General features: G+C 29.6%; 16 protein-coding genes. 4 read left to right on the top strand and 12 right to left on the bottom strand.

The genetic code is table 11. The annotated features are described in order from the left end of the window. The first annotated feature begins 41 nt into the window (after positions 1–41). Positions 42–278: a hypothetical protein gene (locus tag ACKF5P_RS08505; protein WP_408954786.1), complete on the top strand. Its 237-nt coding sequence runs from the start codon at positions 42–44 to the stop codon at positions 276–278. A 21-nt stretch (positions 279–299) separates the two neighbouring features. On the opposite strand, the gene ACKF5P_RS08500 is transcribed toward ACKF5P_RS08505, so the two are convergent. The 8 genes from ACKF5P_RS08500 to ACKF5P_RS08465 all read right to left on the bottom strand — a co-directional run bounded on the left by ACKF5P_RS08500 (position 300) and on the right by ACKF5P_RS08465 (position 7132). Further along, the gene (locus ACKF5P_RS08500) at positions 300–1730 is read right to left on the bottom strand and encodes a recombinase family protein (RefSeq protein ID WP_408954785.1); all 1431 of its coding nucleotides are present in this window, start codon (positions 1728–1730) and stop codon (positions 300–302) included. A 194-nt stretch (positions 1731–1924) separates the two neighbouring features. Then, complete coding sequence (locus ACKF5P_RS08495) at positions 1925–2167, bottom strand: DUF6868 family protein (RefSeq protein ID WP_408954784.1); 243 nt, start codon at positions 2165–2167, stop codon at positions 1925–1927. Positions 2168–2498: 331 nt separating this feature from the next. After that, the gene (locus ACKF5P_RS08490; protein WP_408954783.1) at positions 2499–3320 is read right to left on the bottom strand and encodes a hypothetical protein; all 822 of its coding nucleotides are present in this window, start codon (positions 3318–3320) and stop codon (positions 2499–2501) included. Between the two features lie 364 nt (positions 3321–3684). Continuing rightward, a complete protein-coding gene (locus tag ACKF5P_RS08485; protein WP_408954782.1) occupies positions 3685–3897 on the bottom strand; it encodes a hypothetical protein in 213 nt (70 codons plus the stop codon). A gap of 325 nt (positions 3898–4222) precedes the next feature. After that, entirely contained in the window at positions 4223–4681 is a 459-nt protein-coding gene (locus tag ACKF5P_RS08480; protein WP_408954781.1) for a hypothetical protein, read from the bottom strand. 340 nt (positions 4682–5021) lie between these two features. Then, positions 5022–5315, bottom strand: coding sequence for a type II toxin-antitoxin system Phd/YefM family antitoxin (locus ACKF5P_RS08475; RefSeq protein ID WP_408954780.1), 294 nt, complete (start codon positions 5313–5315; stop codon positions 5022–5024). 306 nt (positions 5316–5621) lie between these two features. Next, positions 5622–6305 carry a GGDEF domain-containing protein gene (locus tag ACKF5P_RS08470; protein ID WP_408954779.1) on the bottom strand — a complete coding sequence of 228 codons (684 nt, stop codon included), beginning with the start codon at positions 6303–6305 and terminating at the stop codon, positions 5622–5624. Between the two features lie 11 nt (positions 6306–6316). Next, a complete protein-coding gene (locus tag ACKF5P_RS08465; protein ID WP_408954778.1) occupies positions 6317–7132 on the bottom strand; it encodes an MBL fold metallo-hydrolase in 816 nt (271 codons plus the stop codon). Between the two features lie 391 nt (positions 7133–7523). Here ACKF5P_RS08465 and ACKF5P_RS08460 point away from each other — a divergent pair, with 391 nt between their 5' ends. From ACKF5P_RS08460 to ACKF5P_RS08450, 3 genes are read left to right on the top strand one after another with little or no spacing between them, the layout of a single operon-like run. After that, complete coding sequence (locus tag ACKF5P_RS08460; protein WP_408954777.1) at positions 7524–9632, top strand: N-6 DNA methylase; 2109 nt, start codon at positions 7524–7526, stop codon at positions 9630–9632. Beyond that, positions 9622–10953 (top strand): restriction endonuclease subunit S, encoded by a 1332-nt coding sequence (locus ACKF5P_RS08455; RefSeq protein ID WP_408954776.1) that lies wholly within the window; start codon positions 9622–9624, stop codon positions 10951–10953. The genes ACKF5P_RS08460 and ACKF5P_RS08455 overlap by 11 nt, the downstream gene beginning before the upstream one ends. Position 10954: 1 nt before the next feature. Further along, a complete protein-coding gene (locus ACKF5P_RS08450; RefSeq protein WP_408954775.1) occupies positions 10955–13918 on the top strand; it encodes a type I restriction endonuclease subunit R in 2964 nt (987 codons plus the stop codon). Between the two features lie 223 nt (positions 13919–14141). Here the strand turns inward: ACKF5P_RS08450 and ACKF5P_RS08445 are convergent, their stop codons facing one another. The 4 genes from ACKF5P_RS08445 to ACKF5P_RS08430 form a co-directional block, all read right to left on the bottom strand. Further along, positions 14142–15026 (bottom strand): hypothetical protein, encoded by an 885-nt coding sequence (locus ACKF5P_RS08445; RefSeq protein WP_408954774.1) that lies wholly within the window; start codon positions 15024–15026, stop codon positions 14142–14144. A gap of 1154 nt (positions 15027–16180) precedes the next feature. Then, positions 16181–16930, bottom strand: coding sequence for a hypothetical protein (locus tag ACKF5P_RS08440; protein WP_408954773.1), 750 nt, complete (start codon positions 16928–16930; stop codon positions 16181–16183). A gap of 30 nt (positions 16931–16960) precedes the next feature. Continuing rightward, positions 16961–17893 (bottom strand): hypothetical protein, encoded by a 933-nt coding sequence (locus tag ACKF5P_RS08435; protein ID WP_408954772.1) that lies wholly within the window; start codon positions 17891–17893, stop codon positions 16961–16963. A 378-nt stretch (positions 17894–18271) separates the two neighbouring features. After that, the gene (locus ACKF5P_RS08430; RefSeq protein ID WP_408954771.1) at positions 18272–19471 is read right to left on the bottom strand and encodes an IS91 family transposase; all 1200 of its coding nucleotides are present in this window, start codon (positions 19469–19471) and stop codon (positions 18272–18274) included. Positions 19472–19834: the final 363 nt, after the last annotated feature.

Below are 19834 nucleotides of genomic sequence, written 5' to 3'. Positions count from 1 at the left end.
AAATAGAGAGTGGTTTCAATTTAGGAGGTGATTGGCCAGTGGTGCCTTCTTTTTTTATTCACTTAGGTTCTAATTTAATGGATGGGATTATGTTGTTAGTCTCTTATATCTCTAATGGGACTATCTTTCCTCAACCTTTAGATAAAGAAAAAGAGAAATTATACTTAGAAAAATTGAAGAATGGGGACTTAGAGGCTAAGAATATTTTGGTAGAACATAATATGAGGTTAGTAGCTCATATTGTAAAAAAGTTTGAAAATACAAAGTTGGTATTATGACAAAAGAAATTTGTATGCCGTTTAAAATTTATAGATTATCTCAATTAGTTCTTGTTTTTTACTAATCTTGATCTCTTTTACGATAGAGTGGAGGGTGTTTTTCTTTTGTTGGATGCTTACATTATCATTAACTAGTGTATCTTTAGCATCTTTGATTTTCTTAATGAATAAGTCCTTATCTATTTCATTATCTAATCTACCTTCCAATTCTTTAGCTTGGTTCTGTAATTCTTCTTTCTCTTGTTTAAGTCGCTTCTGGTATTTCTTTAGTTGATCCAAATTAATTACACCAGCTTCAAATGCTTCCATCTGTTTATCAAAGCGGTTCTCTATATTCTCTAAGCTTTCTTTTATTCCTTCGTATTTTGCCGAAATATCGGTTTGTTTTGTCTTTGCTACTTCTATATCGTTTAATGGAATAAGTCCTTTAGATACTTTGTCTATCGCTTGTACAACCGCCTCTTCAATATCTTTCATTCTGTGGTGGTTGACATAGCAGGTTCTATCTTTTGAGTAAGTAGTACATCTAAGATAGACATACCTCTTTTTCTTACCACTGGCTAACTTTTGACTAGAAAAGTTTCTATGCATCTTTCCACCACATTCATAACAACGGGCTACTCCTTGGAGTAGGTAAGCATCATATTTTTTGGAACTTCTTTTTTTCTTTCTTTTTTGTAATAACTCCTGGACTAGCTTAAAATCATCTCTGGAGATAATAGCAGGGTGGTTATTTTCGATTCTTACATCTTGCCAGGTAAATACTCCTGTATATACTTCATTTTTTAAGATAGTTCCTATTGCCATATCAGACCAGTTTCTTTCATCTTTGAATTTATGAGTGTGCTTATTAAAATCTAAGGCAATAGAAGCGGTGCCTTGTCCATTAATGTATTTTTTGAATATCCGCTTGACTATTTTAGATTTTTCTTGATCTATTTTATATTTACCATCTTCGCCAATCTTATAACCTAGTGGGGCTTTGCCTACGGCTTTACCTTGCTTAGCTATGTGGTATTGGCCTTTTTCAACTTCTTTGGCTAGGTTGTCACTATAAAACTCTGCTACAACTTCCATGATTCCCTCGACCATCTTGCCGACTGCTCCATCACCAAAGTCTTCTTTGATACTTATTACATCGACATTACAATCTCTTCTAAGTAATGACTTGTAGACGATAGAATCTTCTCGGTTACGAGCGAATCGATCCGTTTTATGTATAAGTACGGCATTATAAGTATCAGGATCAGATTTAATATCAGATATCATCTCCTGGAAAGCGGGGCGGTCAGAAGTTTTGGCTGATTCTCCTCGATCGATATACTCTTCGACAACTTGATAGCCATTGGCAGCTGCATAGTCCTTAAGCTGATTTAGCTGAGCTTCTATACTGACTCCTTGCTCTGATTGTTTAGTTGTGCTGACACGAGCGTAAAGGACAGCTTTTTTCATAAGATCGCTCCTTTCATTAATATTATTGTATATCAGAATTAAGTTTAAATAAAGTTAAAATTAAAATTTGGTTTATAGATTTAGAAGTATTGTAGGAGATAAAATTTATTTATTGGAGGGGTTGTTTTTATAGTTGTAGTGAGAGGTGGGACTAGTAGGATAGGTCCCAACTCAGTTAGTGGTAGTCGTTCGTTTTATTTGATAATAGTAAGGGTTATCCATGGGACTAGATTGAAGATAAAAATAAAAATTTTATAGATACCAATAAGAGAGTAGATAACCATATTGAATGTTTCTCGTGGCATAGAAAACCATTTGCTATGAATTTTATATACAAAATCAGTGCCAAGTATTAAGAATGGAAATGATAGGGTTAGTAGTCCTACATTCAAGATTGTACACCACATAAAAAATGTTCTTAACAGTTCGAGATCCATAATATTCCTCCTTTCTTTTTTATAAGTTTGGTTATCTAATGTAAAGGGTTATATTTAGCTTAATATTAGTAAAATTATTTTATACACTTGGCTGTGGTTACCTTAAAACAATAAAATCTAATATAAGTCATCTCTGCTTCCTGCTAAGACTCATATGTTGCTAGCCCATATTAGAGTTCAGCTATGATTTTATTGTCTTTCTAAATACTTTACAAATTTAGACATGGTTACACTGAGAAAAAAGGAAGGGGTAAACTGAAAGTTTGATTGTTTTCTGCACAATATATAACACTTGTCTTTATCAACTTCATTATATATTATGGTTTAAAATTTATGGTTTATTTTTTGCAGTAAAATCAGATATGTAAATTGAAAAAATGCAATAAGTAATCAATCCTCCTACATATACCCATCCACTACCAATTATTTCAAATAAAACTGTTGACCCTATTGAAATTAATATAACTAATCCAAATAATTTTGTCCAATTTCTATTTTTTAATTTCAATTTTTTTGTAACTATATATGAGTTAAATATTTTTAAAACTACTAATAGCCCAAAAAAATGAAATAGAGGCCTACTTGACAATAAAAAAGCTTTAATAATTCCTGCTTCTTTGACTTTCAACATTGTAGCAATAAATATTAGAAGTCCTATACTTATTATAATAATTAATAAAAGAGACTTTAAAAAGCTTTTAAAACCTGATATAAATAAAACCTCTCTAATCAGTGAAAATAAATCCAAATCGTTATTAAGCCTATAAACTTTTTGATTTAATTTTAAAATTCTTATTTTCTCTTCTAGCTCATCTATAACTTCTTTTCTGTTTTTTTCTCTCCAATCTATTAAATATTGTGTAAATTTTTTTGTAGTATATGGAATCACATCACTAATAATCTTATTAATATTATCTTTAACTTCTAAAGGGATATCTTCCAATGAATTATTTTCTAATGACTTCAAAATAAAGAGTAATTCACTGTATTTAGATAATATTATATTATTATGATCATCTTTTCTTAATTCTATTTTTTGGATTCTATTGTTAATATTAATATATAACCAAACAATAACACTAATAAATACATATAAAAATAAGTATTCATCTGGATTATCTATAAATGGTTTTAAAGCTTCTCCTAAACCCATTTTAATCCTCCTAAGAGTTAATATTATCTTAGATTTATTTAGCGGGATTTCGCCTAACAATATTAATATATCTAGTTTGATTTTTAGAATTATCACAAGTTGATATCTTAATTGTAAATAGATAACTTCTCTAAAATGTCCCATTACAGAAGAATAAGAGAGCCATACACTAGATTTTAAAAAGGAGTCAACTCGTTTAGTTTATTTTTCTATAAAGAAATTTTATCCCCTTTAATCTCTGAAGATAATTTCTTATTTTTCAATTTACTCTTGAATATTGAACTATCAAAACTTTGGTAAAAGGGATTAACTTTTTCTAAATTTTAAAAGGCCAACGTAATATTACGTTGGCCCTTCAAAAACCTTAGCTAAGATAGTCAATAACCTCTTGATTTTTTACAAATTGACCAGTTCTAGTGCTTTTGGCTCTTTCAGCATTACTCCAGTAGCCAACAAGATACTTATATCTGTTCTTTAATTGATCTTGTAAGTCTTTTAACTCTTTAAATGCTTCTTCCTTTTCTAAAGAATCAATATCTTTCTTTAAAAATTCACTCATGGAAAAGTCTGAACTCATCTGAGATCACCTCCTTTAGTTTTATAGCAGAGTTGGCCCGGCTTATTGGGAGTTAACGCCGTGTTATCTGATGGCTCTGACTGTTAAAACCCATCCCATTCAACTCAGCACCCTCTCAAATATCAAAGAGGTAGGAGGTGTTTTGATAATCCTAAGCTAAAAAATTAAATTCAATTAGAAATTTAGAATAATCTATCCAGTTTCACAAATTGAGTTATCTCTTCCACCCCTGAACTTTACATCGCTTTTATCCGTTATTCAGATTAGACTAACATTAAAATACTAATCATAGGTGTGAACTCTTAAGTTAGGGGAGATAGTGATCTCAATGTGTCTTGGCTTTTAATTCAGTTTTGCTATATAATAACCTTAAAAATTCTTCTCTTCTTTCAACTTTATCAATATTAAGAACACCAAAGAAACTATTATTAATTTCAATTTGTATTCTACCCTTCTCCAACTCTCTAATAGAGCCCATTTCATCCCACTTTGTAAATTTAGATTGATAAAAAACCCCATTTTGATAGATATCTATCTTCCTAACTTTTATAATAAATTCAAATAGTAATAATAATTGAAATAAAATAAAATTAATTATCTCAGCAAATGGAAAAAAGAGTGCTATATTCAAGAAAGTAAATATAACAAAAAATACCATATCTGATTTACAATTAAAACTTTCTATCTTTTTAGCTCCATATTTTCTTAATTTATGATAATTTTTTGTTACTTTTAGTAAATCATATATTAACCAAAAAACTATAAATAAATCAACCCTTTCCATACTAACACCTTCTTTATTTTCTCAAAAGCTTATAATTTGAATAACATTTAATCATTCTATTCTGTTCCTAATTGAACTTCAAATGATTTTCTCTAAATAAACTTGCAACCTCCTTAGCTTTGTCAATCCCTACACTAAATTATCAACAAAAAAATAATCACATCCTAATCAGAGCTTTCAGATAACCTCATGTTATCTGAAGTTCAATATTTTTATTAAACACTTATCTTAATTTTAAGTATTCTTTTAAATCTATTTTTAATATTACTATCTAAATCTTTTATATCACCTTTAACATCTGGATGAAAAACTATTTCCATATTTTAAGCCTCCTAAATAATCAATCTAGCAAATCCATAACTTCATCTTCTTTTACTGCATCTTTTATATCAAATCTTTCTTTTCTCTCTTTAAGCTCTTTCATAATATAAGCATCTTCTAATTGATTTTCTAGATATTCTATTTTTTCTAATAACATCTCATACTCCTCTATATCCATAATTATTCCTTCAATATCATTGTTTCTCATAATAAATACTGGAGTTTCTTTAGATTTATCTAACATCTTACTAAAATTACGTACAATATCTGTAGATGAAACCATATTTTCACGTTCTACATTCAAAGTAGCCATTTTCTCACCTCCAATATATTATATTCTCTCTTTCAAGTTTGGTTCATAATATATTATATATTGTTCTTAATAGTATTATACATTTAATTATACATAATATCAATCATCTTTGATAATTTAGAAAATTAGTCAGCTCTTTCGCCTAACGTCCTTAGCATCTCGCGACGTCAGTTAATACTATCCAACTTATTTTTCAAACTGTAATTTATTATATAAGTCATCTCATAATCGCTTTATTCTCAGCAACTGATGTCGCTAATGCTATGTTATACGAAGTCATTCATCCGTAATATAATAAATTTTCTTCTAATTAATACTAATAACTCGATTTCTTCCATTTTCTTTAGCTTGATATAATGCATTATCTACTCGTTTAGTAAAACTATCAAAATCATCTTTTCCTTTGAACTTTGTAACACCAAAACTACAAGTGATTTGACCAACTTTTTTTATTTTATTCTGTTCTATATTTTTTCTTATTTTTTCAGCCAATTTTATTGAGCAACTTAAACTTGTATTAGGATTTAAAATCATAAACTCTTCCCCACCCCAACGAGCAAAAATATCTGTTCCCCTAATTGATTCCGTAACAATATTTGTTATTTTAATTAATACTTTATCACCAATATCATGACCATAATTATCATTTACCCGTTTAAAATGATCTATATCAAACATAATTAATGATAATTTATTTTTATATATCTCCACTCTATTAATTTCCTTTTCTAGTTCTTCCATAAATTTTACCCTGTTATATATTTTAGTTAGTTGGTCAGTTTCTGCTAATGTAGTTATCTGCTCTATCTTTTGATCCAATTTTTTAGTCAACTCTACATATCTATTAATCAATTCTTTAAATAGTTTCTTTTGAATTTTTTCATGGCCTTCTTTACCTTTATATTCAATTAACATTTTTATAAGTTCTGGATTATTAGTAAATTCATTATTTTCTTGATTCAAAATTTCATAAAATTTATTACTATTCATAAAATCACCTCCTAGAAAATATTATCAATACCTATATTGTCTATCTCTTCTAATTTGCATATAACCGAATTAATACTCTTAGTATCTGCGATAACACTTCCATGCTGGGGAGCCACAAGCTGAACAGGTAGTTCTTTTATCCGATTCAAGGCATAAGTTAATGCCTTTTTAGACGTCATAATATTAATATGAAAGTCTATAATCCCCAAAATAGGGCATTCATTTTTATTAACAGAACAATCCTTATACGAATAACAGTCGTAACATTTTGAATCTAGCTCTAAAAACAAATCCCATTGTTTTGCATAACTCCCAAATAAATCACTGCTAAATAAGACTCCAGTTTTTTCATCAAAAGTAACAAAGCTACCTGGCGAATGAGCATAAGGAGTTCGAATAAATTTAAGTTTTCTGCCACTAGAAAATTCCCATTCAAAATCTAACCCCTCTATACATCTCCTTCTTAATGAGCCACCATAATACTTAATAAAAATATTATTTTCTCTATGTGAGATAATACTTAAATTATTATTATCAATAATTTCTTCAAAATCAGGAATACTACCACATAAATCTGGATCATAATGTTGATAAATTAAATTTTTAATATCTGAAGGTTGAATGCCAGTTTGTAATATTTTCATCATAACTGAACTAAAATCCGTTCTACTACCACCATCAATTAAAATAGCTTCACTTCCTTCTACTATTAAATATGGATTGCAATGTAAAGAATAATCTTTATCTAAAAATCCTACCCAATATACTCCTTCAGCAATTTCTATAGGTTCTTCATAATTTAATCCTACATTTTCTTTGACAACCATTATAAACTCCTCCTTTTTAAGATCCCGTTCACATTAGTGATTTCGTCTAACTCTATATTATTGAAATTGATTTTGTGAATATCTTATATATAGTTTGATTTTTAGAATTATAACAAGTTAATATCACAAATAACTTCTCTAAAACGTCCCCTTAAAGAAGAATAAGAGGGCCAAGAGAAGAGTGCACTAAATAGTTAACTGATTTAGTTTATTTTTCTATAAAGACATTTTATTCCCTTTTATTTTCAAAAATAATTTATTATTTGTCATTTTTTTTCTTTGTAATCTCTTACTGGAGCTTATTTTTATGATCTTTTAAGAAATGAAGGATAATCTTGCTGAGATATAGAAATATTTGTAATGATAAGTATAATTAATGGAGGGGTAGTCAATGACAAACTTTGGTGAAAAGATTAATTTTATATGGAATATAGCAAATTTACTTCGAGGGCCGTATAAGCAGGAACGCTATGGTGATGTAATATTACCTATGGCTGTATTGAGAAGATTTGATTGTTTGTTAGAAGATAGTAAAGAAGAGGTATTAGAGAAGGCTGAGGAAGTAGATATTGATAAGATACTTAATAAAATCACAGGCTATAATTTTAATAATACTAGCGTTTATGATTTTGATAAGTTATTAGATGATCCTGATAATATAGCTGAAAATTTAAGAGCTTATATTAGAGGCTTTACTCCTAATATCAGAGAGATTATAGAGAACTTTGATTTTGATAAGGAGATAAGTAAATTAGATAAGAATAATCTGTTATATCTAGTAATTAAAGAGTTTAATAAGATAGATTTGCACCCAGATGTAGTAGCTAATCAAGAGATGGGCTATATTTTTGAAGAGTTAATTAGAAGATTTTCTGAAAATGCTGATGCTGGGGATCATTATACTCCACGAGAGGTTATTAGATTAATGGTTAATCTATTATTAACGGGTGAAGAAGATGAGTTAACTAATGAAGGTAATATTACCACGGTAGGAGATTTTGCTTGTGGAACTGGTGGTATGTTATCAGAGATGACTAAATACATAACAGAGATGAATCCTAATGCACAGGTAGAGGTCTTTGGGCAAGAGATAAACCCTCAATCCTATGCTATTTGTAAATCTGATATTTTAATCAAAGGTCAGAATGCAGGTAATATAGTTTTAGGAAATTCATTTACAGAAGATGGACACCAAGGGTTAAAGGTTAGATATGGGATCATGAATCCTCCCTTTGGTGTTAGTTGGAGAAAATACAGTAAAGAGATTAAAAATGAGCATAAAGAGTTAGGCTTTGATGGTCGCTTTGGAGCAGGAACTCCAAGAACCTCTGATGGTTCATTACTCTTTTTACAACACTTGATTTCTAAGATGAAAGATGATGAGAAGGGCAGTAGAATTGCCATAGTATTTAATGGATCGCCACTTTTCACAGGTGATGCAGGAAGTGGAGAGAGTGAGATCAGAAGATGGATTATTGAAAATGATTTGCTAGAGGGGATTGTAGCTTTGCCTGAAAACCTATTTTATAATACAGGGATAGCTACTTATATTTGGATTTTATCTAATCGGAAGAATGATAATTTAGAGACTGGAGCAGTTAGAAAAGATAAGATTCAGTTAGTTGATGCAACTGAGTTTTATGAGAATATGAGAAAATCTTTAGGAGAGAAGAGGCATAAGATAACTGATGAGCAGATAGATGAGATTACTAGAATTTATGGTGATTTTAAAGAGAATGAATACTGTAAGATATTTGATAAAGAAGAGTTTGGCTATCTTAAGGTAAGGGTTGAAAGACCTCTTAAACTTAACTTTAAGATTACTGAAGATAGAATTGAGAATATCTACTCTGAGAATACTTTTAATAAGTTATTTGATGAAGAGAAGTATCAAAAGCTAGCTAAATTGTCAGAAGCACCAGAGTTTAGTACTAAGCAAGAGAAGAAGTTAGACAAGCTTAAACAGGGAAGAGAGTTACAGGAGAAGATCTTGGCTAGATTAAGAGAGAATACTAGTGATAAACTATATAAAAATAGAAAAGAGTTTAAGAAGGTTTTAAAAGAGATATTAGGAGATTTAGATTTAAAGCGTTCTTTGTTTAAGGCTGTCTATAATGGATTAAGTAAGAGAGATGAGAGTGCAAACTATTGTATGAAAGGTGGCAAGAAGCAACACGATACTGATTTAAGAGATTATGAGAGAATAGATTTATCACAGAAGGTAGAGGAGTATAAAGAGGATACTTCTGATTTTGTGGAAGGTGAAAAGGAGAATATTACAGCTTATTTTGAAAGAGAGGTTAAACCTCATGTCCCAGAAGCGTGGGTAGATTATTCTTATACTCGGGTAGGTTATGAAATTCCTTTTACAAGGTATTTCTATGAATTTGAAGAGTTAGAGTCTTCTGCTAAGATTAAAGAGGAGATAGAAGAGATAGAGAGTGAAATTCAAGGGTTAATGAAGCAGGTTTTAGAGTTAGGTGATAGTGGTGGAGCATAAGCGATATGATGAGTATAAAGATAGTGGGATTGAATATTTAAATAAAATTCCTGTAAATTGGAATTTAAAAAGGTTTAAGTATCTTTTTAGTCATCAAAAAGGCAAAAAACCAAATAAAACTAATCCAGAGCAAGGAATACCATATTTAAGCATGGATTATCTTAGAGATAAAGATATTGAAAATGTCTCTTATGTAAATAATACTATAGGTTTAGTAAAAGCAAATGAAAATGAAATATTAATTTTATGGGATGGGTCAAATTCTGGAGAAATATTAAAAAGTCCTTGTGGCATTATTTCTTCAACTATGGCAAAAATAGAGTGTTTAACTACAATTATTAATAAAGATTATGGGTATTTTTTATTAAAATATCTTGAGAGATACATTAAAGATAATACTATAGGAATGGGAATTCCTCATGTAGATTCTAAAATTTTAAATAATATTAAATTAACATTACCACCTTTCAAAGAACAACAAAAAATAGCCTCCTTTCTTGATAAAAAGACTGCTGAAATTGGTGGAATAATCAAGCAGAAAGAAGCTTTAGTCGACAAGCTAGAAGAGTATAAGAAGTCTGTGATTACAGAAGCAGTTACTAAAGCAAAAATTGGCGATAAATATTTGAATCAAGCTGGAGAATTAGTCGATGAAATAAAAATGAAAGATAGTGGAGTTGAGTGGATTGGCGAGATACCAGAGTATTTTAAGAAAGCTAAATTAAAATATATTGCTCATATTGAATTAGGTAAAATGCTTCAAAATAATAAAAAGCCAAATTATTTTTACAAACCTTATTTGAAAGCTAAGAATATTCTTTGGAATAAATTAGATTTATCTGAAATTGAAAAAATGTGGTTTTCTAAAGCAGAAATGAAAAAATACCAATTAAGTAAAAATGATATGCTTGTTTGTGAAGGGGGAGAAGTAGGCAGGTCAGCTATATGGAATGAAGAAATAGAAGAATGTTTTATTCAAAATTCTGTACATAAGATTAGTTTTTTTAAAAATGAGATTTCTAAATATTATCTCTATTATTTTATGTTTTTAGGTGAGAAAAAATATTTTGATTCAATAGTTAATCAAGTTAGTATTGCACATTTAACAAAAGAAAAGTTAATAAATATTTCAATTGTAAAGCCAAGTTTTCAAATTCAAAATAAAATAATTGATTACCTAGACCAAAAAACAACTCAAATCAACAACCTAATCCAAAAAACAAAAGAGTCAATCGAGAAATATAAAACCTACAAGAAATCATTAATCTATGAAGCAGTAACAGGTAAGATTGACTTAAGAGATTATGAAGGAGGGGAGTAAAGTGATAACTCCAGATATCTTAAAAGAGGAGAAGTTTCAATCAGTAATTAAGGATTATCTAATTGAAGAAAATGGCTATCTTGTCAGCTCTAATTATAACTATGATAAACATCACGCTTTAGATAAAGAGATGTTCTTTAACTTCTTAGAAAGTACCCAAGAAGAGAAGATGGCCAAACTTAAAGAAATACATGGAGCTAACTATAAACAAAAGATAATCCTTCGTTTAAATCAAGAGTTAGCCAGAAGAAGTATGATAGATGTGATTAAGCATGGGATTAAAGACTTTGGAGTTAAATTAGACCTTGCTTACTTCAAGCCACCTACATCCTTTAATCAAAAGCTAAATGAATTATACCAACAAAATATCTTTTCGGTTATAGAAGAGCTGAATTATAAAGATGCTAAGCGAATAGACTTAGTAATCTTCTTAAATGGTTTACCTATTATTGCTTTTGAGCTTAAAAATCCATTAACAGGACAAACTTATAAGAATGCTATCAAACAGCTTAGGACGACTAGAAAGCCTAATGAGAAGCTATTTAAGTTTAAGCAGAGAACAATAGTCTCTTTTGCATTGGATACAGAAGAAGCCTATATGACTACTAGATTGAGTGGTGCTAATACTTTCTTCTTGCCATTTAACAAAGGGCATAAGGGTGGGGCTGGTAATCCACCAGTAGAAGGGAAGCTTAGAACTCATTATATCTGGGAAGAGTTACTGCAAAAAGATAGTTTATTAGAGATATTACAGAAGTTTGTCTTTGTTGATGTAGAAGAGAAGACAGATGAAGCTGGTAATCTTAAAAAGGAAGAAATTTTAATCTTTCCTCGTTATCACCAACTGGATGCAGTTAGAAAGTTGTTAAGAGATGTTAAGAAGAAGGGGGCAGGGGATAGATATTTAATTCAACATAGTGCAGGATCGGGTAAGACCTATTCTATTACGTGGTTGGCCCATAGACTATCAAGCTTGCATGATAAAAGTAATCAAGTCATCTTTGATGGTGTGATAGTAATTACTGATCGGCTTATCTTGGATAAACAACTGCAAAATTCTATCTATCAAATAGATCATAAAATAGGTATGGTAGCGAAGATAGAAAAAGACTCTACTCAACTAGCGGATGAATTAAATAAAGGGACTAAAATAATTATCAGTACTATTCAAAAGTTTCCTTATATTTTAGATAAAGTGGCAGGAACGGAAGATAAAAACTATGCTATCGTAATAGATGAAGCTCACTCTGGTTCAACGGGTAAGAATATGTTGGCCCTAAAAGAGAGTTTATCCTTAGAGGAAGCGGCTGAATTAGATAAAAAGGCAGAAGAAAATACTAAAGATGCAGAGGATAAGATAAATGAAGAGTTAGCTAAAATTCAAAATGTAGATAGTATCAGTATTTTTGCCTTTACAGCTACACCAAAGGGGAGCACCTTAAAGTTATTTGGAACTCCTAATCAGGAAGGAAAACCTCAAGCCTTCCATCTATATAGTATGAAACAGGCAATCGAAGAAGGATTTATCCTTGATGTTTTAGAGAATTATATGACTTATAAAATGTATTATAAGGTCAATAAGAAGGTTAAAGATGATCCAGAGATAAAGAAGACTCAAGGAACAAAAGAGATAGCTAAATATGTTAGTCTTCATCCTCATAATATCTCTCAAAAGACTGAAATAATGATTGAACATTATAGAAATGTAACTCGGCGTAAGATTGGTGGAGAAGCTAAAGCAATGTTAGTAACTTCATCTAGATTGCACGCTGTCAGATATAAGTTGGCCTTTGATAATTATATTAGAGAAAATAATTATACAGATATGAAGACTTTAGTAGCCTTTTCGGGTAAGGTTAAAGATGGCGGGCTAGACTATACAGAAAATAATATGAATGAGATATCTTCTTCAATTCGTAAAGAGTTTGATAAAGATGAGTATCAGGTGCTAATAGTGGCAAATAAGTTCCAGACTGGCTTTGATCAGCCTAAGCTGCATACTATGTTTGTAGATAAGAAGCTGAATGGATTAACTGCTGTTCAGACCTTATCTAGATTAAATAGGACTTGTAGTGGTAAAGAGGATACTTTTGTATTAGATTTTGTCAATGAGCCAGAGGATATAAAGAAATCATTTGAGCCTTATTATGAAGCAACAACTCTAAAAAGCGATATAGATCCTAATGAGATTTATACTCTTCAAGATGAGATAATGAATACTATGTTAATTAATCAACAAGATATAGATGAGTATGTGGAATTATATTATAAAGATAGTTCTAAAAATAATGATGCCCAAAGAATGAATAATCTTTTAGATAACTCAGTTGAACGGATAAATGAATTATCTAGAGAGGAAAAGATTGAGTTTAGAAGTAAGGTAAAGAAGTTTGTTAATCTTTATATGTTAATTTTACAAATAGCTCCAATTAAGGATGAAGAATTGCATAGACTAAATATTTATCTAAGGTATTTAGCTAAGAAGATAGATATAGAACAGACTGGATCGGTGGATATATCAGATAAGGTAGTCTTGGAGTATTATAAGTTAGAAGAAAAGTATAAAGGGGATATTGCTCTTGAAGGGGCGGGAAGTTATGATGTAGGAATGACTGTTTCTGGTGGTGGCTCTCAAAATGAGGAAAAGGAATTTTTGAGTGTGATTATTGAAAGGTTAAACGATAGATTTGGTTCTGAATTTGATGAGTCTATTAAAATACCTATAAGTCATATAACAAGTATTTTAAAAGATAGTGAGAACTTAAAGACAAAAGCTCAAGTTAATACTTTAGAAGATTTTGCTTTAGTTTATGAAGATGAGTTTGATGATGTGGTAGTCGATTCTTATTCTAAAAATCAAGAGTTTTATGGTAGAGTCTTAAAAGATGAAGAGTTTAGAAATAAGTTGATGGATTTGTTATTAGTAGATATTTATAATTCATTGAATGAGAGTGCAGAAGCTTAGAAGGGGATTGGTATGATGGCCGTCCCTGGGCTTCGCGACGTCTGAGCTTACTTTCGATAAAACCCATCTCATTTGTTAAAACAAAACACTCTGATATAAGTCATCTCTGCCTTATTACTAAGGCTCATATGTCGCTAAGCCCATGTTATATGACGGATAGACGACTTCCAAGCTTCAATCTTTATTAATTTTAAATTAAATTATTTTAGATAATATTAGGTATTTAATTAATAGTTTTATTTTCGGTTTTAATGATATTTTTATAGTCACTTATTATTATACTATATACTCCCGAAACAATGAATCCTAACGCTAAAATATCAAAAAATTTAATAAAATAATGTTGAATTCCTAAAATATAATTGCCAGTGAAATCAGAAGAGATTTCTCCAGCAGAAATAATTACTGATAAACTATCCACAAAAGTTAATTCATATTTATTATTTTCTTCATTACTATTTTCCTGTGAAATATAAGTTTGATGTAAATTATATAAATTTTCATTCTGTATTATCTCTTCTTTTTCCATACTATACAAATTATAATATCCAAAACTTAATAATATTTGTATGTTTAATATGAAAACTGAAAAAATTAAAATAGCTATTACAATAAACTTCCTTAAGTTTATGTAAATCATAGAAATAATCCTTAATTTTTTTATATTATATTGATTTTCCAATTTAATTTTTTCATTTTTTGTCAAAGATATTACAAAAGTTATGGTTGAGACTGTAGGAATTAATAATGCAATTAATAAGGCTAAAAAACTAACTTTTTCTTCTAATAAGATTCCGGCTATACTCATAAAATAAGTTAAATGATATAGTACTAAAAGAATAAATTTACTAAATATATTCTCAGCTATTTCACTAATTAGGAAACCTTCATCATCAATTTTAAATATTGATATAAGTATAAGCATAAATAAAACAAAATTAATAGTAAGCATAAGTAATTGAAACTGTTCAGGTAAAATTTTTTCCCAAAAATAACGAGTTTTTATGATACCTACAAATAAAATAAAACCCACTAATAAAACTAACCATAAATTTTCTGAAAGTTGCTTGTCAATCCATGATAAAAATTTTAATTTTCTTTTATTCATAAAATCAATTCCCTCCATAATCTATTAATTTGTATCTTTATTTTTCTAATCTTATGTTCAAAAGTAAATAACATCAATTATTTTTAAAATATAATTTTCATACAGAAAACTAAGTCTATCATCTGGTAGGTAAGCGGGTCGCCCCGTCTTTCCCCCATCAGAACTGTGCGTGACAGTTTCCCGTCACACAGCTCAAGCAGTTACTTACCAACCTTCGGATTGGCAATAGTATATTTCTATACTATCTGACCTTTCAGAATATGAGTCTGTTAACTTTAATTGTCTGCGGTCGCCCACTCACTAAAGAGTTATTTGGCTTGCCACATTCACAAAGCTCTTATTCCTTCCAGCCTTAAACCACCTTTTAGGAAGTCTGCCTCCTTTCAGAGTGGGGCAAATTTTGAACCCCTATCTATCTCATTACAAGATAGCCTTCGCTTTTTCCAATCTCTTATGCTCACTAAGTATTGTATCACGACAATCTTTTGACCTACCTGATATTATCAGGAACTCATTGGGTTTTCCCAGTTCTATACCTTAGCCAATTCATACTGTCTTAGATTTTACCTTTACTCCGAAGATATTGGTCTATTTGTCAAGCAATACGACAACTTACCTGACCCCATCTCACACCTTTTGGTCATAGTGTACCAGCCTAATTTCACTATTCACGTTTGACGAAGCTTTCGGTAATTCAATTAATTTAATCTTAACAGTATATTTACCCTAGCAATCATCTGTTTTAAGGCTAACAGTCTATTTCACATTGTCCTTACGGCTTAGCACAAAACCGTTACCAGTAATGCACCCGTAAGTAGGGTTATTTCAAATAGAATAGATAGTCCAAAGGTCTAATTTTCATTAGACTTAGACAGCCTAAGATATAGCTTAACCCCTCTTATCTCAAGGGCTGGTCGCACTGTCATATAACGTCCCTGGGCTTCGCGACGTCTGAGCTTACTTTCGATACAACTTGTCTTTTCCTTTAAAATAAATATCCTACTGACATAAGTCAGCCCTTCCATTCCTACCAAAGCTCAGATGTCGTTAAGCCCATGTTAGGCGAAGTAGTGCGTCGTAATTAAAAAAACAACTCAATAATATTTATATTTTAATTTGAGGTTAAGCAAATAAAAACTAATATCATAATTAGATTAAAGTAAATTAATTATAACTCCTATTAAAATCAAAACAAATGAAATAGCTTCAAATATTGATTTCTCTAAATATTTATCAGCATACATAGCAATACTATGTATAGCTATCCAAATTATCCAAATAAGAACCATTAATAATAATGATATTAGCCAAGAAAATAAATATATAAATATTATACAGAAAATAAATAGTATTACTGATAAAATAAATGAAGTTAAGAGAGGGGATTGCTTATAAAATGATTGAAATCCAAAAAAATAGTAAAAATTAAAATTTAATGAATACATTAACTCAAGTGATGGACTTATTTCAAAAAATTTTCTTCCTAATAACTTCACTAAAATCTCTATTAAAAAAGGAACGAATGAAACAAAAGATAATTCATATAAATATTCTTTGTGTAAATTCTCCCCTACAAACCAATTTAAATAAATATATCCTAAGAAAAAGATATTTAAAAACATAGCACTAGTTATAAAAAATGTAGTACCAGTTAAATCGAGTAATAATAAAATCACAAGCAATACAAATAAGATAGCACTTATTCTTCTGAAAAATTCCTGTAATAATTTTATAACCTCTTCATAATTTAAACTTTTTAAAGATATAAAACTTTTAAGAAGTCTCTTATCTTTATCCTTTATAATATTTTGATATTTTTCCTTTTGAATAATTCGATGATATTGAGTAAGGAAAACAGGAAGAATATAAATTAAAACTTTAACTACGTTTAAAATAATCCTCATTAATTAGGTTCCTTCCTCTAAATCTTTTTATTAATTCTCTTCTAATGTAAGTACTTCTCCTAAAATTAAATATGTATTTAAAAACAATGACCTTGCCTCTTCTACACTTATTTCATCATGTACTCCAGCAGATAACCTACTATATAAATTTGAAAGATTTTGACCTATCTTTTTTTGTCTAGATTTACTATTACAATTTTGATAAACATACACATTAATTCTATTTAACGATTTATCATTTTTTAAAGATAATTCATTATTACCTATTTTAAAAGTTTCATCTCTAGGGGGGAATATTTCATCTGCAAAATTATCAATGATTCTTCGACAAGTATTTAAAGCTTGACTTATAGATTCTTCATTTCCTTCAGCTAATCTATCTAATACAAAAGGGATTTTTTCAATTATATCCCCACACTTTTCTGTAATTAGATAATTAATATCTTTTTTATAAGATTCAAAAATACTTTCAGAAAATGTTTCAAAAACTTTCTCATAATAAATTTCAGAAATAAAATTATGTAACTTTGCTAGTACTCTACTTTTAATTCCGCCTAATTTAGAAATTCTATTTGAAGTACGATTCATAGAACTTATAGCATTTCTAATTGCAACATTAGCCCATTCACCACTTGTATCTGGAATACTCATTTTTTTTAATTTTGCTTTTTCTACTTTTATGGTAGATTCAATTTGAGAAAGAGGCATAAAAAAACCTTTTTTTTCTTTTTTATCCGACCAACGTCCAACTATATCCAGATATTTATAACCCACTTCATCAATTTCTTTATATCCAAGCATCTCATATGATAACCATGTTTTTATTTCTTCAACACCAGTATAACGTGCCAAACGCATTGTTTTTAATAAAAGTCTCTCAGCATCTAACCTATTCAACTCAATATCATCTAAAAGTTCTTTGGATAATTCTTTAATATGTTCAGTTCTACTTTTTTCACTCAATACTATTCACAACCTCTCTTTTTATTTCAAAGCACTATTTCGCCTAACGATATTAAGAGTTTCACGACGTCTCATTAAAAAAATTAGCTCAACTTATCTCTAAACACTTTTATAAGTTCTTTTCATGCTTCATTTTATTTCGCACTTAGATGTTGTTAAACTTCTTGTTATATGAAGTGCTGAGCTCCTGTGTGTTGCTATGGAATTTTCTTTTAACTCTTATCCAGTCCAATATATCTTATGGTTTTCTTTTTTCATTTTTTAATTAATCTAAACTATAATTCTTTAACTCTATAAATTAACTATTTCTAATAATTTTCTTAAATCTTTTACAAAAAACTCAATGTTAGAGTAACAACTGTTACCCAGCTATTTCTCTTATGCTATTAATTCTCTATCTTTTAAGATTAAACCATCACTTAATTTCTTTCCTAATATAATCAATAAAAGAGCTAAGCTCCCTGATTTAAATTCTTGACCTTTGATTAGTTTCTTTCCACATTCAGGGCAGATTGATTTATCATTTTTTCCTTCACTTTCACAATAATCTTGCCACTTTAAATTTTCTATATCTTTTACTTCATCTTGTCCTAACAGCTTCCTACACCTATTCAACTCTTCTTTTTTACAGCTAGCATATAGTCCATAATGTCTTACTACTTTCAAATGAGGCCTTGGTACATGTAATAAAAATCTACGGATAAACTCTTCTGTTCTAAGAGTCATTATCTTTCTCTTCCTACCATCTTTATTATCTTTATAATAAAACTTAACTTCTTTTTCATTATAAAAAATTATCCTTCTATTAGATATTGGGCCACCTTTTATATAATCCCCAAGATATTTTATTACTCCATTTCCATAAACAGCTTCTCGATCTATATTTACATTCCAATCTTTTTTTCTTTCTTTTCTTAGCATTTCATGGGTTTCATAATAGTTCTTGTTTGATGGTATCTCCATTTCTCCATTATAAACTGTATTATGTATTTCATCTAAAAACTTGCCTCTAAATACTTTCATTAATTCTTGTACTGGTAATAAATAATTCTCTTTGCTTTCTTTCCAGTTCTCTGCCTTCGTAACTCCACCACCTGTTATTAGGCAATGTAGGTGAGGGTGAAAGGCTAAATTTTCTCCCCAAGTTTGTAATGTAGCTATCATTCCCGGAGTTGCTCCTAAGAATTTCTTGTTAGATAACATATTAAATAATGCTTCTTTTACACTTTTAAATAATATTCCTGTTATCTTCTTAGGATTCAACAACCACAACTCATTTAATTCATGAGGTATAGTAAAAACTGCATGATGATGGTGGGTATCTAGAACCTTAGCTGTTTGCTTTCTTTTCCATTCTTCCTTTTGCATCCCTGTACATTGAGGACATGATCTGTGCTTACAGGAATTATACCAAACTCTATAAAAATGACCGTCCGGACATTTTTGAATGTGTCCTCCCATTGCTTCTGTTCGGCAATTAATTATGTTCCAAGCTGCTTTTCTTGCGTGATTTGCTAGTGCATACTCTTTTTCGCATTGGTTATAATATTTTGTAAAGATATCTTGTATCGCAGCCATTTTATATCACTCCTGAAAAAACTTTTTCGAGAAAACTACATAATATCGTTCCCGAAAAAATCCTTCCTTATTCTCTATGCGAAGCATTTAATATAACTTAATCTTTACGAAAGCACTTGCATGAACATCTTATATCAAATAAAAACAAAGAACATATTGTATTATAATCATTTAATAAATAGCCAAAACAGACAATATTCTCTGATGATGGTAAAAATAAAACACTACTTTTAAAAAGTAGCCAACGTTTTTAACTTTTTTACTTGCCTAATAGTGACATAGACTTGGCTAGTCGCTTAAATTTATCTATCTATTTACTATAAAAGGGGAGGGGAGTGTTGATTGTTGCCCTCCTTTAGTTTT

Source organism: Natroniella sp. ANB-PHB2 (assembly GCF_046097105.1).
Lineage (GTDB): Bacteria > Bacillota > Halanaerobiia > Halobacteroidales > Halobacteroidaceae > Natroniella.
This window is presented reverse-complemented; position numbering and strand designations above follow the sequence as displayed.

What these genes read in the sequence shown, in the direction of transcription:
- ACKF5P_RS08500 (WP_408954785.1), bottom strand. Translation starts at nt 1,730, where the DNA reads ATGAAAAAAGCTGTCCTTTACGCTCGTGTCAGCACAACTAAACAATCA.
- ACKF5P_RS08495 (WP_408954784.1), bottom strand. Translation starts at nt 2,167, where the DNA reads ATGGATCTCGAACTGTTAAGAACATTTTTTATGTGGTGTACAATCTTG.
- ACKF5P_RS08490 (WP_408954783.1), bottom strand. Translation starts at nt 3,320, where the DNA reads ATGGGTTTAGGAGAAGCTTTAAAACCATTTATAGATAATCCAGATGAA.
- ACKF5P_RS08485 (WP_408954782.1), bottom strand. Translation starts at nt 3,897, where the DNA reads ATGAGTTCAGACTTTTCCATGAGTGAATTTTTAAAGAAAGATATTGAT.
- ACKF5P_RS08480 (WP_408954781.1), bottom strand. Translation starts at nt 4,681, where the DNA reads ATGGAAAGGGTTGATTTATTTATAGTTTTTTGGTTAATATATGATTTA.
- ACKF5P_RS08475 (WP_408954780.1), bottom strand. Translation starts at nt 5,315, where the DNA reads ATGGCTACTTTGAATGTAGAACGTGAAAATATGGTTTCATCTACAGAT.
- ACKF5P_RS08470 (WP_408954779.1), bottom strand. Translation starts at nt 6,305, where the DNA reads ATGAATAGTAATAAATTTTATGAAATTTTGAATCAAGAAAATAATGAA.
- ACKF5P_RS08465 (WP_408954778.1), bottom strand. Translation starts at nt 7,132, where the DNA reads ATGGTTGTCAAAGAAAATGTAGGATTAAATTATGAAGAACCTATAGAA.
- ACKF5P_RS08460 (WP_408954777.1), top strand. Translation starts at nt 7,524, where the DNA reads ATGACAAACTTTGGTGAAAAGATTAATTTTATATGGAATATAGCAAAT.
- ACKF5P_RS08445 (WP_408954774.1), bottom strand. Translation starts at nt 15,026, where the DNA reads ATGAATAAAAGAAAATTAAAATTTTTATCATGGATTGACAAGCAACTT.
- ACKF5P_RS08440 (WP_408954773.1), bottom strand. Translation starts at nt 16,930, where the DNA reads ATGAGGATTATTTTAAACGTAGTTAAAGTTTTAATTTATATTCTTCCT.
- ACKF5P_RS08430 (WP_408954771.1), bottom strand. Translation starts at nt 19,471, where the DNA reads ATGGCTGCGATACAAGATATCTTTACAAAATATTATAACCAATGCGAA.